This is a genomic window from Propionicicella superfundia DSM 22317 (assembly GCF_000423465.1).
GTDB lineage: Bacteria > Actinomycetota > Actinomycetes > Propionibacteriales > Propionibacteriaceae > Propionicicella > Propionicicella superfundia.
Genome location: NZ_KE384021.1, coordinates 541152 through 555075, shown reverse-complemented (window position 1 = coordinate 555075; position 13924 = coordinate 541152). Strand labels below are relative to the sequence as shown.

Annotated in this window: 13 protein-coding genes; 5 read left to right on the top strand and 8 right to left on the bottom strand. The window is 70.7% G+C overall.

Going from position 1 to position 13924, the window contains the following annotated elements; translation table 11 throughout:
• Nucleotides 1-29: 29 nt before the first annotated feature.
• From G555_RS0112440 to G555_RS0112420, 5 genes are all read right to left on the bottom strand, one after another.
• Nucleotides 30-1307, bottom strand: coding sequence for an NADH-quinone oxidoreductase subunit D (locus G555_RS0112440; RefSeq protein ID WP_036922933.1), 1278 nt, complete (start codon nt 1305-1307; stop codon nt 30-32).
• A 68-nt stretch (nt 1308-1375) separates the two neighbouring features.
• Nucleotides 1376-2137, bottom strand: coding sequence for an NADH-quinone oxidoreductase subunit C (locus tag G555_RS0112435; protein ID WP_036922545.1), 762 nt, complete (start codon nt 2135-2137; stop codon nt 1376-1378).
• Nucleotides 2134-2691: a NuoB/complex I 20 kDa subunit family protein gene (locus G555_RS0112430; RefSeq protein WP_028709109.1), complete on the bottom strand. Its 558-nt coding sequence runs from the start codon at nt 2689-2691 to the stop codon at nt 2134-2136. Before G555_RS0112430 ends, G555_RS0112435 begins: the two co-directional genes overlap by 4 nt.
• A 30-nt stretch (nt 2692-2721) precedes the next feature.
• Nucleotides 2722-3081 (bottom strand): NADH-quinone oxidoreductase subunit A, encoded by a 360-nt coding sequence (locus G555_RS0112425; RefSeq protein WP_028709108.1) that lies wholly within the window; start codon nt 3079-3081, stop codon nt 2722-2724.
• 25 nt (nt 3082-3106) lie between these two features.
• Nucleotides 3107-4405 (bottom strand): geranylgeranyl reductase family protein, encoded by a 1299-nt coding sequence (locus tag G555_RS0112420; protein ID WP_051209001.1) that lies wholly within the window; start codon nt 4403-4405, stop codon nt 3107-3109.
• 306 nt (nt 4406-4711) lie between these two features.
• Here G555_RS0112420 and G555_RS0112415 point away from each other — a divergent pair, with 306 nt between their 5' ends.
• Nucleotides 4712-5986: an isochorismate synthase gene (locus G555_RS0112415; RefSeq protein ID WP_028709106.1), complete on the top strand. Its 1275-nt coding sequence runs from the start codon at nt 4712-4714 to the stop codon at nt 5984-5986.
• Nucleotides 5987-6068: 82 nt separating this feature from the next.
• On the opposite strand, the gene G555_RS0112410 is transcribed toward G555_RS0112415, so the two are convergent.
• Nucleotides 6069-6542, bottom strand: a complete 474-nt coding sequence (locus tag G555_RS0112410) for a MarR family winged helix-turn-helix transcriptional regulator (protein WP_028709105.1) — start codon at nt 6540-6542, stop codon at nt 6069-6071.
• A gap of 104 nt (nt 6543-6646) precedes the next feature.
• Between G555_RS0112410 and G555_RS0112405 the strand changes: the two genes are divergently transcribed.
• Together G555_RS0112405 and poxB are read left to right on the top strand one after the other, a co-directional pair.
• On the top strand, nt 6647-7225 hold the full coding sequence (locus G555_RS0112405; RefSeq protein ID WP_028709104.1) for an NADPH-dependent F420 reductase: 579 nt from the start codon (nt 6647-6649) through the stop codon (nt 7223-7225).
• 106 nt (nt 7226-7331) lie between these two features.
• Nucleotides 7332-9053, top strand: coding sequence for a ubiquinone-dependent pyruvate dehydrogenase (gene poxB / locus G555_RS0112400; protein WP_028709103.1), 1722 nt, complete (start codon nt 7332-7334; stop codon nt 9051-9053).
• A gap of 26 nt (nt 9054-9079) precedes the next feature.
• Here the strand turns inward: poxB and G555_RS19835 are convergent, their stop codons facing one another.
• Together G555_RS19835 and ccmA are read right to left on the bottom strand one after the other, a co-directional pair.
• Nucleotides 9080-10786, bottom strand: coding sequence for a DUF6297 family protein (locus G555_RS19835; RefSeq protein ID WP_156887544.1), 1707 nt, complete (start codon nt 10784-10786; stop codon nt 9080-9082).
• Nucleotides 10779-11426 carry a heme ABC exporter ATP-binding protein CcmA gene (ccmA, locus tag G555_RS0112390; protein ID WP_028709102.1) on the bottom strand — a complete coding sequence of 216 codons (648 nt, stop codon included), beginning with the start codon at nt 11424-11426 and terminating at the stop codon, nt 10779-10781. Before ccmA ends, G555_RS19835 begins: the two co-directional genes overlap by 8 nt.
• 85 nt (nt 11427-11511) lie before the next feature.
• Between ccmA and G555_RS0112385 the strand changes: the two genes are divergently transcribed.
• Nucleotides 11512-12210 (top strand): demethylmenaquinone methyltransferase, encoded by a 699-nt coding sequence (locus G555_RS0112385; protein ID WP_028709101.1) that lies wholly within the window; start codon nt 11512-11514, stop codon nt 12208-12210.
• On the top strand, nt 12210-13865 hold the full coding sequence (locus G555_RS19830) for a TM0106 family RecB-like putative nuclease (RefSeq protein WP_084635230.1): 1656 nt from the start codon (nt 12210-12212) through the stop codon (nt 13863-13865). Before G555_RS0112385 ends, G555_RS19830 begins: the two co-directional genes overlap by 1 nt.
• The last annotated feature ends 59 nt before the right edge of the window (nt 13866-13924 follow it).

The following is a 13924-nucleotide window of genomic DNA, read 5'->3' as shown; positions in this document are numbered from 1 at the left end:
CCCGCCGACGCCCGTGTTCGACAGATCGCTCACCGGTCGACACCTCCCATCACCGGATCGAGGGAACCGACCGCCACCACGACGTCGGAGATCATGCCGCCCTCGCACTGGATCGGGACGGACTGCAGATGGTTGAACCCTGGGTCGCGGACATGCGCCCGGTACGGTCGCGTGCCGCCGTCGGACACGACATGGCAGCCGAGTTCTCCCTTCGGGGACTCGATCGGCACGTACACCTGGCCGGGAGGAACGCGGAAGCCTTCGGTCACGATCTTGAAGTGATGGATCAGCGCCTCCATCGACTCGCCCATGATGTGGCGGATGTGCTCGTTGGAGTTGCCCTGGCCGTCGGGGCCGAGCGTGAGCTGCGCGGGCCAGGCGATGAGCGGATCGTCCACCATGACCGGTTGGCCGACCGACGCCTCCAGGCGTTCGGCGCACTGCTCGACGATCCGCAGCGACTCCCACATCTCGGCCAGTCGCACCCGGAAGCGCCCGTAGGCGTCGCACGTGTCCCAGGTCGGAACGTCGAACTCGTAGGTCTCGTAGCCGCAGTAGGGCTGCTTCTTGCGCAGGTCCCAGTCGAACCCGGTGGAGCGCAGCACCGGTCCGGTGACCGCCATCGCCATGCAGGCGGTGAGGTCCTGGTACGCGACGCCCGACATGCGGAGCTTGAAGATCGGGTTCTCGTTGCAGAACGCCGCGTACTCGGGCAGGTGCTTGTGCAGCCAGGCGACGAGCTCGCGCAGATGCGACAGCGCGTTCTCGGGCAGGTCGTTGGCGACGCCGCCGGGCCGGATGTAGGCGTGGTTCATGCGCAGGCCGGTGACGGCCTCGAAGAAGTCGAGGATCATCTCGCGCTCGCGGAAGCCGATCGTCATGACCGTGAGCGCGCCGATCTCCATCCCGCCCGTCCCGACCGCGACGAGGTGGGACGCGATCCGGCACAGCTCCATCATCAGGACGCGGATGACCTGGGCGCGCTCGGGAATCCGGTCCTCGATGCCGAGCAGCCGCTCCACCGACAGGCAGTACGCGGTCTCGTTGAACAGCGGGGCGACGTAGTCCATGCGGGTCACGAAGGCCGTCCCCTGCGTCCAGGACCGGAACTCCATGTTCTTCTCGATGCCGGTGTGCAGGAAGCCGATGCCCGGCCGGATGGAGACGACGGTCTCGCCGTCGCACTCGAGGATGAGGCGCAGCACGCCGTGGGTCGACGGGTGCTGGGGGCCCATGTTGATGACGAGCGTCTCGTCGCCGCGCTCGGCCTGCTCCTGGGCGATGGCGTCGAAGTCTCCGCCGCCCATCGCGGTGTACACACGGCCCTCGGTGGGCTCGGACCCGGGCGCGGCGTAGAAGTCGCTGGACTGTGCTGTCATCGGTACGTCCTCCGCTGATCCGGGGGCGGCACGACCGCTCCCTTGTACTCGACGGGAATGCCACCCAGCGGGTAGTCCTTGCGCTGCGGATGCCCGACCCAGTCGTCCGGCATCAGGATGCGGGTGAGCGACGGATGACCGTCGAAGATCACGCCGAACATGTCCCACGTCTCACGCTCGTGCCAGTCGGCGGCCGGGTACACCGGCACGACCGACGCGATGTGCGGATCGGCGTCGGGCACGGTCGCCTCGACGCGCAGCCGACGGTTGTGGGTCATCGACTGCAGGTGGTAGACGACGTGGAACTCCTCGCCCGTCGCCTCGGGGTAGTGCACCCCGGACACCCCGGAGAACGACTCGAACCGCAGGTGCGCGTCGTCGCGCAGTTGCTGCAGGATCTCGACGATCTTCTCGCGGGGGACGTAGAGCGTGAGTTCGCCGCGATCGACGACGGCCTTCAGGATCGGGTCCTGCACCAGCACCGACAGCCGCCGGGCGGCGTCGTCGTACCATTCGCCGAGCGGAGCCTCGGTCGCCTGCGGCGGCGCGACGACGCGGGTGATGCGGCCGTACCCCGACGTGTCGCCCGAGCCGTCGGACCACATGCCCGTGCGGACGCGTCCTTCGAAGGTCTCGCCGGCGGTCTCGAGCTCGGCTCCGGGCTGGGCGTCCTCGCGCTCGACGCCCTCCTTCGGGGCGGCCTCGGGATCGGTGACCTTCTCGCTGATCGTCTTCTCGGCAGCCTTGTCGTCGCTCATCGCATGAGCCCCTTCAGCTCGATCGTCGCGGGCGCCTCCAGCGCGGCCTTCTCCGCCGCCTCCTGCAGTTCGACCTCGTGAGCGCCGATGGGGCGCTTCGCGACGATGTTCTTCTTGAGCTTGAACATGGCGTCGATGAGCATGTCGGGACGCGGCGGACAGCCGGGGACGTACATGTCGACGGGCACGATGTGGTCGCCGCCCTGCACGATCGCGTAGTTGTTGAACATGCCGCCCGACGAGGCGCACACCCCCATCGCCATGACCCACTTCGGATTGGGCATCTGGTCGTACACCTGACGCAGCACCGGCGCCATCTTCTGGCTCACCCGGCCCGAGATGATCATGAGGTCGGCCTGCCGCGGAGAGGCGCGGAACACCTCCTGGCCCCAGCGTCCGGCGTCGAACCGCGGGGCGCCGTAGGCCATCATCTCGATCGCGCAACAGGCGAGACCGAACGTCGCCGGCCAGAAGGACGCCTGCCGCATCCAGCCGAACAGGCCCTCGACGGTGGTCAGGACGACTCCCTGCGGGATCTTGTCCTCAATGCCCATGAAAGCTCAACTCCTCCCTCGCCCGCCGGCCTATTCCCAGTCCAGCCCGCCGCGCCGCAGCACGTAGATGTAGGCGATGAACACGGTGGCGACGAAAAGCGCCATCTCGACGAGCGCGAACAGCCCGAGCATGTCGAACGAGACGGCCCACGGGTACAGGAACACGATCTCGACGTCGAAGACGATGAACAGCATCGCGGTGACGTAGTACTTCACCGGGAATCGTCCGCCGCCGGCCGGCTGCGGGGTCGGGTCGATGCCGCACTCATAGCTGTCGTACTTCGCCCGGTTGTACCGCGCGGGCCCGACGTTCACGCTGAGCAGGATTGCGATGGCCAAGAACCCGGCGGTCAGCGCCAGCAGCCCGAGCAGGGGAATGTATGGACTCATCCGATCTCCGGTTCCTTCCTCTTGATCATGCCGACGGAGCGATCCTCGTCATGGCGTTGATGACCCGGTCCATGACGTCGCCGTCACGCTTGTCGGTCAGGTTGGCCAGCAGCTTGTGGACGAAGCGCATCAGCGTCTTCCGCGGCAGTCCGTAGGTCGTGCAGAGATGCATGATCTTCGGATGCCCGATGAGCTTCACGAAGATCGTGCCGAGCCGGTAGTACCCGCCGAGTTCGGCCTTCACCGCGGCCTCGTACCCCGCGAGGGCGCGCTCGGCGCTCGTCGTCCCTGCGCCCCGATAGTGCGCCTCGGCGATCGCGTCCGCGGCCAGTTCGGCGGTCTCCATGGCGTAGGCGATGCCCTCGCCGTTGAACGGGTTCACCATGCCCCCCGCGTCCCCGACGAGGAGGAGGCCGCGCGTGTAGATCGGCTGCCGGTTGAACGCCATCGGCAGGGCTGCCCCCTGAACGGTGCCGATCTGGTTGGCGGGATCGGTGAATCCCCACTCGGGCGGGGTGTTCGCGAGCCAGCGCAGCAGCAGGTCCTTGTAGTCGACCTTGCCGAATGCGGGGGACGTGTTGAGGATGCCGAGCCCGACGTTGCAGGTGCCGTCGCCCATGCCGAAGATCCAGCCGTACCCCGGCAGGAGGCTGGACTGGTTCGGTGCGCCGTCCCACAGCTCCAGCCACGACTCGAGCCATTCGTCGTCGTGGCGCGGGCTGCGATAGTACGTGCGCACGGCGACGCCCATCGGGCGGTCGGGGCGGCGTTGGATGCCCATTCCGATGGCCAGGCGAGCCGAGTTGCCGTCGGCGGCGACGACGAACGGCGCCCGGAACTCGCGGCCGTCCTTCGTGGTGACCCCGACGATCCGGTCGGTGCGCTCGTCGAGGATGGGGCCGGTGACGGCCGTCTCCATGTACAGGTGGGCGCCGCCGGCGACGGCGTGCTTGGCGAGGAGGTCGTCGAAGTCCGCGCGGGGGCGTACGAGCCCGTACGACGGGAAGTCGGTGAGTTCGGGCCACGGCATCTCGAACGGGTCGGTGCCCCCGCCGTAGATGCGCAGCCCCTTGTTCCGCAGCCAGCCCGACTCGGCGGACGTGTCGATGCCGAGCCGGATGAGCTGGCGCGTCGCCCGGGGGGTGAGGCCGTCGCCGCACACCTTCTCGCGCGGGAATCGCGTCTTTTCGAGAAGGACGACGTCGAGGCCCCGGTCGGCGAGGTGTCGCGCTGCGGCGGACCCTCCCGGGCCGGCCCCGACGACGATCGCGTCGGCGAGTACCGGTTCGGCTGCTCCCTTAGCCACTCGGCCGGGCTCAGCCATGCCAGCACCTCCCATCTGACGGCCCTCGGGGCCGCTGCGAACGTTCGTCAGTCTAGACAGATTTGGTCGGCAAGGTCATTTTCTGCCCACGCATTCCCCCGCAGGAGGGCTCACGCCGCACATCGGCCCAAAACCCCTGTATTTACGCAAGTCAAACGTCAACGAATTACTCGGACGAAATCCCCTCCGGGCGCCCGCCCGACCCGCCTGGGAGGTCTGCGCCTGACGGCGGTAACCACCCGGCCGCCTGGCCCCCCGCCGCCCGGCCGACTCGCAGGTAACCGGGTGCGGGTCTATTCTGCGCGGGTGGTTCCTCTCGATGCCGGGCGTACATGGCGAGCGCGCACCGTCGAGGTCCCCGACCCCGGTCCGCTCCTGGATCGGCTGCCCGCCGGAGGCTCGGCCTGGATCCGTCGCGGCCAGGGCTTCGTCGCCCTGGGGACCGCGGTCGAGATCAGCGACGTGACCATCGCGGAGGCGGACGCCTGGTGGACCGGCTTCAGCGAGCGGCTCGGCCATGACACGGAACTGCCCGATGCCTGGGGAACCGGTCCGCTGGCCCTCGCAAGCTTCCCCTTCGATGCGGGAAACACCGGCCGCCTCGCCCGCGTGATCGTGCCGCGGACGATTCTCGGCCGGCGCGGCGACGTCTCCTGGCTCACCGTCCTCACCGACGAGCGGGAACCGATCATGGAGGTTCCCGGGGCCGCCACGCCCCCGGTCGCGCCGCGGGTCCTCGACACCGAGCCGTTCGGCCTGGCGGCCGACGACTGGGCGTCCGCGGTCGAGGAGGGCCGATCCCGGGTCGCGGTGGGCGTCCTGTCGAAGGTCGTCCTGGCGCGCGGCGAGACCGTGATCTGCGACGGGCCCGTCGACCTCCGCTCCCCGGCCGCGGTGCTGGCGCGCGAGTACGAGAGCACCTGGACCTACCTCATGGGCGGCCTCGTCGGCGGCTCGCCCGAGATGCTCGTCCGACGGCAGGGCGGGCTGGCGACCTCCCGTGTCCTGGCGGGAACGATCCCGCGCAACGGCGGCGAGCAGGAGGATCTGCGGCTGGCGGCGTCCCTGGCCCGCTCCGGCAAGAACCTCATCGAGCACGAACTGGCCGTCGCGTCGGTGGCCGAGGCGATGGCCCCGCTGTGCTCGGGGATGAACGTCCCCGATGCCCCATACGTGCTGCAGTTGCCGAACGTCTTCCACCTCGCCAGCGACGTGACCGGCGTGTGCCGGCCCGGGATCACGGCCCTGGGCCTCGTCGCCCGGCTCCACCCGAGCGCGGCGGTCTGCGGCACGCCGACCGACGCGGCCCGTGCCGCCATCGCCGAGATCGAGCACATGGACCGCGGCCACTACGCCGGGCCCGTCGGCTGGATCGACACCCGCGGCGACGGGGAGTGGGCGATCGCGCTGCGTTCGGGAGAGCTCGCGGCCGGCGACCCGACCCGCATCAGGGTGTACGCGGGAGCCGGGATCGTCGCCGAGTCCGACCCGTGCGAGGAACTCGCCGAGACCGGCCACAAGCTGGCTCCGATGTACACGGCGCTGGGCCTGCCCACGGGACGACCCGCCGGCCGAGCCTGACCCGCCGCGCCGAACGCTCCCCAACTGCCGGAATTCCGCGAGAAACCGCCAGAAGCAGAGCGCTCGGCGGGGTGGGAGAGCCTCAGGCGGTGATCGCCAGGCGACCGTCGGGGTCGAGCCTGGTCAGGATGGCCAGGGCGAGCCGGGCGAGATCGGCGACGTCCGAGCCATCGAGCCCCTCGAGGATCATCGCCCTGACCGCCTCGTCGTAGAGGTCGCGGCCCGCGCGATACGCCTCGACCCCCGCGGGGGTGAGTGCGGCATTGGTCGCCCGTGAGTCGAGGGGACAGGGCGAACGCCCGACGAGACCCTTGCGCTCCAGGCCCGTGACGACACGCGACACCCGCGGCAGGGACGCGTTGGTGCGCAGTGCGAGCGCAGTGAGGCGCACGCGTCCGTCCTCGGCCTCGGCCACCGCCTCGAGCAGTGCGAACTCGAACGCGGTCAGCCCGGCGGGCTGCAGCGCCCGGTCCAGCGCCGCCGGCAGCAGTTCGAGCAGCGCCTGCAGTCGCGCCACGGCAACGCGCTCGCCCTCGTTCAGTCGCGTCGCGGTCATGGGCCCATCGTAGCAAATAGTTGCATCTGCAACTATCGCCGCGTACGGTGATAGTTGCAGATGCAACCAACTGGCTCGAGGCCACCCACAGGAGGAAAGCAGTCATGGCACGCTTCACCATCATCGGCACCGGCACGATGGCCACCGCGATCGGAGGGGTCCTCGCCGACGGCGGCTCGGACGTCGCCTACATCGCCCACGAGCAGGTCGGGACCGCGCCGGTCGACGGCGATGTCGTCGTCCTCGCCGTGCCCTACCCGGCCGTCGACGCCGTCATCACCGCCTACGGCGACCGGCTCGCCGGCAAGACCGTCGTCGACATCACCAACCCGCTGAACTTCGAGACGTTCGACTCGCTGGTGGTCCCGGCCGGGAGCTCCGCGGCCGCCGAGATCGCGGCCAGGCTCCCGCGGAATCACGTCCTCAAGGCGTTCAACACGACCTTCGCGGCGACGCTGGCGAGCAAGTCCGTGGGCGGCACCACGACGACCGTCCTCATCGCCGGCGACGACGCGGCCTCCAAGCAGACGCTCGCCGACGCGGTCCGGGCAGGCGGAGTCGCAGCCGTCGACGCCGGGACGCTGGCCCGTGCGCACGAGCTGGAGGCGCTCGGCTTCCTGCAGCTCACCCTCGCCGTCTCCGAGTCGATCGGCTGGACCGGCGGCTTCGCCGTCGTCCGCTGACCGCGGGCCCGGCCGTCGACGCAGGTCCGCGACACGCCGCGCCCCAGGCCCGCGCCGACCGTCTTCGGCGCACTGGTAGAAGAGAATCGAGAAAAGGGAGAAGCGGATGGTCACGGTCGCCAAGAACATGGTCGACACGCTCGTCGCGAGCGGGGTCGAGCGGGTCTACGGAATCCCCGGGGATTCCCTCAACGGCTTCACCGACGCGTTGCGCGGGTCGGGCATCGACTGGGTTCACGTCCGGCACGAGGAGGCCGCGGCGTTCGCGGCCAGTGCCGAGGCGGCGCTGACCGGCGAGCTCGCGGTCTGTGTCGGCAGTTGCGGCCCGGGCAACCTGCACCTCATCAACGGGTTGTTCGACGCCCAGCGCTCCCGCGTGCCGGTCCTCGCGATCGCCGCGCACATCCCGACGTCCGAGATCGGCAGCGGCTATTTCCAGGAGACCCATCCGCAGGAGCTGTTCCGCGAGTGCTCGGTCTACGTCGAGTACGCCGCCTCGCCGATCCAGTTGCCACGCATCCTGCGGACCGCCATGCAGACCGCCGTCGAACGCCGGGGCGTCGCGGTGGTCGTCATCCCCGGGGACGTCGCGCTGTCCGACGCGGTCGACACGACCGTGACCGCCGTGAGGGCCAGCAGCCCGCGCATCGTCCCCTCCGCGGACGAGGTGCGGCAGGCGGCGTCCCTGCTGTCGGACGGCCAGAAGGTGACGATCCTGGCCGGGGCCGGCGCCGAAGGAGCCCACGACCAGGTCGTGGCGCTCGCCGACGCCCTCGCCGCACCGATCGTCCACACGCTGCGCAGCAAGCAGTTCGTCGAGCACGACAATCCGTTCGACGTCGGCATGACCGGCCTGCTGGGCTTCGCCTCCGGCTACCGGGCGATGGAGAACTGCGACACTCTGCTGATGCTCGGGACCGACTTCCCGTACCGCCCGTTCCTGCCCGCGCAGGCGAAGGTCATCCAGGTCGACCTGCGGGGCGAGCACCTCGGACGCCGGATCCCGGTGACCCTCGGGCTGGTGGGCGACGTGGGCGACACGATCGACGCGCTGCTGCCCCTGCTGGGCCGTCGCTCCGACCGCACCCATCTCGAGGACTCGCTCGCCCACTACGCCAAGACCCGGACGAAGCTCGACGAGCTGGCCACGCCCCGCAAGCCCGGCCAGCCGCTGCACCCGCAGTACGTGGCCAGGCTCGTGGACGAGCTCGCCTCCGACGACGCCGTCTTCATCCCCGATGTCGGCTCGCCGGTGATCTGGGCGGCCCGCTACCTGAGGATGAACGGAAAGCGCCGGCTCATCGGATCCTTCATCCACGGCTCGATGGCGAACGCGCTGCCGCAGGGTGTCGGCGCGGCAGCGGCCTTCCCCGGGCGGCAGGTGGTGGCGCTGTCCGGCGACGGCGGCGTCGAGATGCTGCTGGGCGAGCTGCTGACGCTGACCCAGAACCGCCTTCCGGTGAAGATCATCGTCTTCAACAACTCGTCGCTGAACTTCGTGGAGCTGGAGATGAAGGCCGCCGGGTTCGTCAACGAGACCACCGAGCTGCAGAATCCGAGCCTTGCCGCCATCGCCCGCGCCGCCGGATTGAAGGGCTTCCGGGTGGACGACTCCGACGGGCTCCGCGACGCCCTCACCGAGGCGTTCGCGTACGACGGGCCCGCGCTGGTCGATGTGGTGACCGAACGCCAGGAGCTGACGATCCCCCCGTCGGTCAAACTCGACCAGGCCAAGGGATTCGCCCTCTACGCGCTACGCACCCTGCTGTCGGGCCGCGGCGACGAGCTCGTCGACCTGACGCGGGCGAATCTCCGCCAGGTGTTCTGACTCACCCCCGCGCGGGAGGCCCCCGTTCAGCGCCGGGGGCGCGAGACCCTGATCTTGTCCTTCTCGGACTTGAGCGCCTGCTGCTCGCGCATCGCCTGCTCCTGCTGAGCCTTCAACTCGTCCATGTCGAAGGTGCCGCGCAGGAACACGAAGACGACCGCGACGAGGCCGAGCGACCAGCCTGCCCCCCATCCGAGCAGCACGGGGGCGCAGATGAGGACGACCATGTCGAGCCCGCGGAACAGGTTGAACACCAGCGTGGGCGGCATGGCGCCGGCCCCGGTGGCGAGCATCGGGGTGTTGAAGTCGACGGGCTTCGCTGTGACCCAGCGCACCGCGCCCATGAGGCCGGCCAGCGCGGTGGCCATGGACACCAGCACGGCGTCGGCGAGCGTCCGTTCCTGGCCAGCCGCGCCGATCCCCCAGAACGCCGGCGTCGCCGCGAGGCCCCACACGACCGCGAGGATGGCCGGGACGACCATCGCGGCCGTCCGGATCGTCGTCGTGGGGAACGGCAGCGTCCGCGCCAGACCCTTCGTCCGGGTCAGCACGCGCAGGCTGCCGAGGAACGGCACGAGGACGACGATGAGCGCCAGTCCGGACAGCAGCGGGTTCACGACGGAGGCGCCGAGGGCGTCCAGCGCGTAGGGCACCAGCAGGCTCAACGCCAGCCCGGGCAGTGCCCGCGGCCAGCGGTACAGCCGCTCGACGTCACGCCAGACGAGCGCGGCGATCCCGGTGCCGCGACCCTTCACCGGTTTGACGTGACCCCGTTCGGCGGACTCCCGGTCGACCAGGATGTCGCGGACGAGCCCGAGGTCGAGCGCGAACGCGGCACCCTGCATGCCGCTCACGAGCGAGCCTCCCGACACGAGTCGGGCACGGCGGATCTCGCCGAGATGCGTGGTGGCGTACATGGTCCCGGCGACGGCGAGCGCCACCCCCGCCACCCCGACCCCGGCCACGACGGGCAGCAGGGCATCGGGGGCCAGGGAGAGGTGAACCCACCCCGCCGCGACGGAGACGACCGCTGCGCCGGCGACCGCGGTGAGTGCCGCGGCGGACGTCCGTGCGATCCGGACGGCACCTCGCGCCTCGCGTGCCTGCGCGGCGGCGGCGAACGCCATCAGCCCCAGCGCCCCGAGACCGGTCGCGCCGCCCCACACGGCGATGCTCGCCGTGTCGTTGCCCGACAGCAGCGCGACGAGGACGCCCAGCAGCAGCCCGACGGCGAACGCGAGCACGAGCGGAAGAACAAGGCGCTTCGTGAGCAGCCGGCGGCGGCGGATCGGGGCATCCATGAGCCACGAGCCTTCGGCTGCCGAGGCGAGCACGGGCCCGAACAGGTGAGCGGCCGACAGGGTCAGGGCGAACACCGCGAACAGGACGACCCATGGCAGCAGGGTCCGGGCGGTCAGGCACGACGAGGTCGTGCAGACGGCGACGAGGGACTGCGTCCGCAGCAGCGCCCCGGCCAGCATCGCGCCGAGGACGAGCAGCGACAGGACGGCGATATAGCCGTCGCTGATCACCTGCATGATCGTTCGCGTCGCCCGGCCATGCCGCCAGTCGCGCATGACCGCGAGCAGGTCGCGCTCGTCGACGGGGATCGGCGGGTCGTCGGGCGGGAAGTAGAACTCGGTCGGGAGCTCGACCGGCACCGGCTCGGTGACCGCCGGGGCCGGTGGCGGAGTGCCCGCCGCCTTCGCGTTCTTCCGGGCGCGCTTACTCACCGGCGTCGGCCCCCAGCCGCAGCGTCCGGGTCGCCACCGCGTCGACGAGCGTCGGCTCGTGACTGGCCATCACGATCGCCAGCCCGCGCTGCCGCTCGGCCTTCAGCCGGCCGGCGAGCCAGGCGACCCCCTCGACGTCGAGCCGCGCCTCCGGCTCGTCGAGGATGAGCAGCGACCTGGGCCGGATGAACGCCGTCGCCAGCGCGAGGCGGCGGCGCTGTCCGGACGACAGCGTCCCGGGAAGCTGACCCGACTGCGGGACGAGCTGCACCTCGTCGAGCACCTCGTCCACGACGGTCTCGGGATCGGCGACGCCGTGCGCTCGGGCGAGCAGATCGAGGTGCTCCACGACACTGAGGTCGGGGAAGAAGTCCATGTCGTCGATGACGGTCGCCAACTCGCGCCGGATATCCGGATTCGTCTCGCTCATCTTGATGCCGTTGAGCTCGACCGTCCCCTCATCCACCCGGTCCGCGCCGATGATGCACCGCAGCAGCGTCGACTTCCCGGAGCCGTTGCGGCCGGTCAGCGCGACCGCTTCGCCTGCCCGGACGTCCAGGCTGAACCTCTCGATGATCGTCACCGGCCCGAACGACTTCTTCAGATCCTTCACCCGCAGGACGGGGCCCTGTCTCGCCATTGCACTCCTTGTATCCGCGCCAAGGATACGGCCCACCACCACACCTCTGTGTGTGGCCGAGTCGCGGACGTGGCAGAGTTGCGCCGTGGCACATGGGCAGACACGCGCGACGCTCGCGAAGCGGCGCGCCGACGTGGAGGCGATGTTCGACCAGGTCGCACGGAGGTACGACCTCATGAACCTGCTGACGACGCTCGGCGCCGAGCGGCAGTGGCGAATCTCGGTGCTCGAGGCGATCGATCCGCGGCCCGGCGAACACGTGCTGGACCTCGCCGCCGGCACCGGCGCCTCGAGCGGCCCCCTCGCCGAGGCCGGCGCGCACGTCGTCCCGGCCGACCTGTCCCTGGGGATGCTGCAGGTCGGGAAGCTCCGCCGGCCGGAGCTGCCGTTCCTCCAGTCCGACGCCCTCGCGCTGCCCTTCCCCGACGACACCTTCGACGCCGTCACGATGTCATTCGGGCTGCGCAACGTCGAGGACACCGCTGCGGCGCTGCGGGAGCTGCGGCGCGTCACCAAGCCGGGCGGGCGCATCGTGATCTGCGAGTTCTCGACCCCCACCTGGGCGCCGTTCCGGGCCGTCTACCACCAGTACCTGCGGCTGCTGATCCCCGCGTTCGCCCGCCTCTCCAGCGATCCCGACGCGTACAGCTACCTCTCCGAGTCCATCCTCGCGTGGCCGGCCCAGCGGGATCTCGCCGACGCGATGGCCGACGCCGGCTGGCACGACCTCGCATGGCAGAACCTCGCACTGGGGGTGGTCGCCATCCACCGCGGGTGGGCGTGATGACCTGGTCGCTCGGCGTCGACGCCACCCACACCTGCCCGGTCAAGGTCCGTCATGCCTTCACCTCCGGTCTCGCGACCCCACCCCCGCGGCCGCTGCCGTCGTACGCCTTCTCCACCCGGGCGGCCGCCGCACGGCTGCTGGACGAGTTCGTCGCCGCGCAGGAACCCGCCTCGGTCGCCGATCTGCGTCCTCTGTCGCATCTGCCCGCGGCCGAGCGGGAACACGCCTGCTCGCGGGCGATGACCGACGGCGCACGGGTGATCGTGGGCGCCACGCTCCCCTCCGACCCGGCCGGGCACCGGCACGGGACGGCGGACATCCTCGTGCGCGGTCGTGCCGCGGCGACCGGGCGTCCCGGGTATCGAGCCGTCCAGGTGCACGGCCGCAGGGTGCTGGACGCGCGCCCCCAGAGCGCCCTCCTCACGAGCACGTTCGCGGCACCCCGTCCCGGCACGGGGCATCGGCTCGACGGGGTCGACACCCGGCTGTCGCGCGTCGGCGACCGGCTCGAACTCGCACATCTGTGGCACCTGCTGGACGCCGCGGGCCACGCCAGCGAGGGCGTCCGTCTCGGCGGACTCGTCGGGACCGACCGGCAGGGGGTCATCGCGTGGATGCCGCTGGACGAACCGTGCGTCCCGGACAGCCCGCGGGTGTCGGACGGCAGCGAGGCCGTGTCCGTCATGGTGCGGTACGCGGAGGAGTTCGGATTCCGGCTCCGCACGGCCCGAGCCGCCAGGGTGGATGCGCCCGGCCAGATCGCCCCGATCCGGACCATCGAGTGCGACAGATGCCAATGGTGGCCGGTGTGCCGGAGGATGCTGGACGGCGACGACCTCAGCCTGCGCATCGCGAAGTGGCCGCTGGACGTCCATGAGATCTCGGCTCTGCGGTCGCTCGGCGTCACGACCGTGGCCGACCTCGCGGCAGCCGATCTGACGACGCTGCTGCCCCGCTACCAGGCGCTCGTCGCCCATCGGGCGGGCGTCGACGAGCGGCTCGGCGCCGCGGCCCGCCGGGCGCGCATGATGGTCGGCGGCATCGAGCTCGAACGGACGCGACCGGGCCCGATTCCGTTGCCATCGGCTCCCGTCGAGATCGACCTCGACATCGAGGCCTCCGCCGACAGCCGCGTCTACCTGTGGGGCTTCCTCGTCCATGACCGGAGGACGGATTCCGAGCCGTACTACCGCTCGTTCGCCCGGTTCGCCGACCTGACCGAGGAGACCGAGGGCGAGTTGGCGCTCGCGGCGCTCACCTGGCTGCGGGATCTCGTGCTCGCAACCGATGCGCGCGTCTATCACTATTCCGACTACGAGCTTGTCCGCCTGGCCGCCATCGCGGCCGCGACGCCTCGGCTGGCCTGGGCGCCGGCCTTCGCCGCCGAGCGGTTCGTCGACCTGTTCGCGTCGGTGCGGGAGCATTTCTTCGGGGTCCACGGACTCGGGCTGAAGAACGTCGCCCATTCCGGACCGGGGTTCCGGTGGCGCGATCCCGAGCCGGGCGGGCTGAACTCCCAGTCGTGGTTCCGCGCGGCCGTCCACGGACCCGCTACGGGCCGGGAGGCGGCACGGCGCCGGGTGCTCGCCTACAACGAGGACGACGTCCGGGCGACCTGGCACCTGCGACGCTGGCTGCGCGACCTGTCCTGAGCCCCACCGAACGCTCCAGAACCACCGGAAATTCGCGAAGAACCGGCAGGTTGAGAGCG

Bases quoted from the DNA above. Each gene is read 5' to 3' on its own strand.
- G555_RS0112410 (WP_028709105.1), bottom strand. From the start codon at position 6,542: ATGACCGCGACGCGACTGAACGAGGGCGAGCGCGTTGCCGTGGCGCGA.
- G555_RS0112430 (WP_028709109.1), bottom strand. From the start codon at position 2,691: ATGGGCATTGAGGACAAGATCCCGCAGGGAGTCGTCCTGACCACCGTC.
- ccmA (WP_028709102.1), bottom strand. From the start codon at position 11,426: ATGGCGAGACAGGGCCCCGTCCTGCGGGTGAAGGATCTGAAGAAGTCG.
- G555_RS0112405 (WP_028709104.1), top strand. From the start codon at position 6,647: ATGGCACGCTTCACCATCATCGGCACCGGCACGATGGCCACCGCGATC.
- G555_RS0112440 (WP_036922933.1), bottom strand. From the start codon at position 1,307: ATGGGCGGCGGAGACTTCGACGCCATCGCCCAGGAGCAGGCCGAGCGC.
- poxB (WP_028709103.1), top strand. From the start codon at position 7,332: ATGGTCACGGTCGCCAAGAACATGGTCGACACGCTCGTCGCGAGCGGG.
- G555_RS0112425 (WP_028709108.1), bottom strand. From the start codon at position 3,081: ATGAGTCCATACATTCCCCTGCTCGGGCTGCTGGCGCTGACCGCCGGG.
- G555_RS0112420 (WP_051209001.1), bottom strand. From the start codon at position 4,405: ATGGCTGAGCCCGGCCGAGTGGCTAAGGGAGCAGCCGAACCGGTACTC.
- G555_RS19830 (WP_084635230.1), top strand. From the start codon at position 12,210: ATGACCTGGTCGCTCGGCGTCGACGCCACCCACACCTGCCCGGTCAAG.
- G555_RS0112435 (WP_036922545.1), bottom strand. From the start codon at position 2,137: ATGAGCGACGACAAGGCTGCCGAGAAGACGATCAGCGAGAAGGTCACC.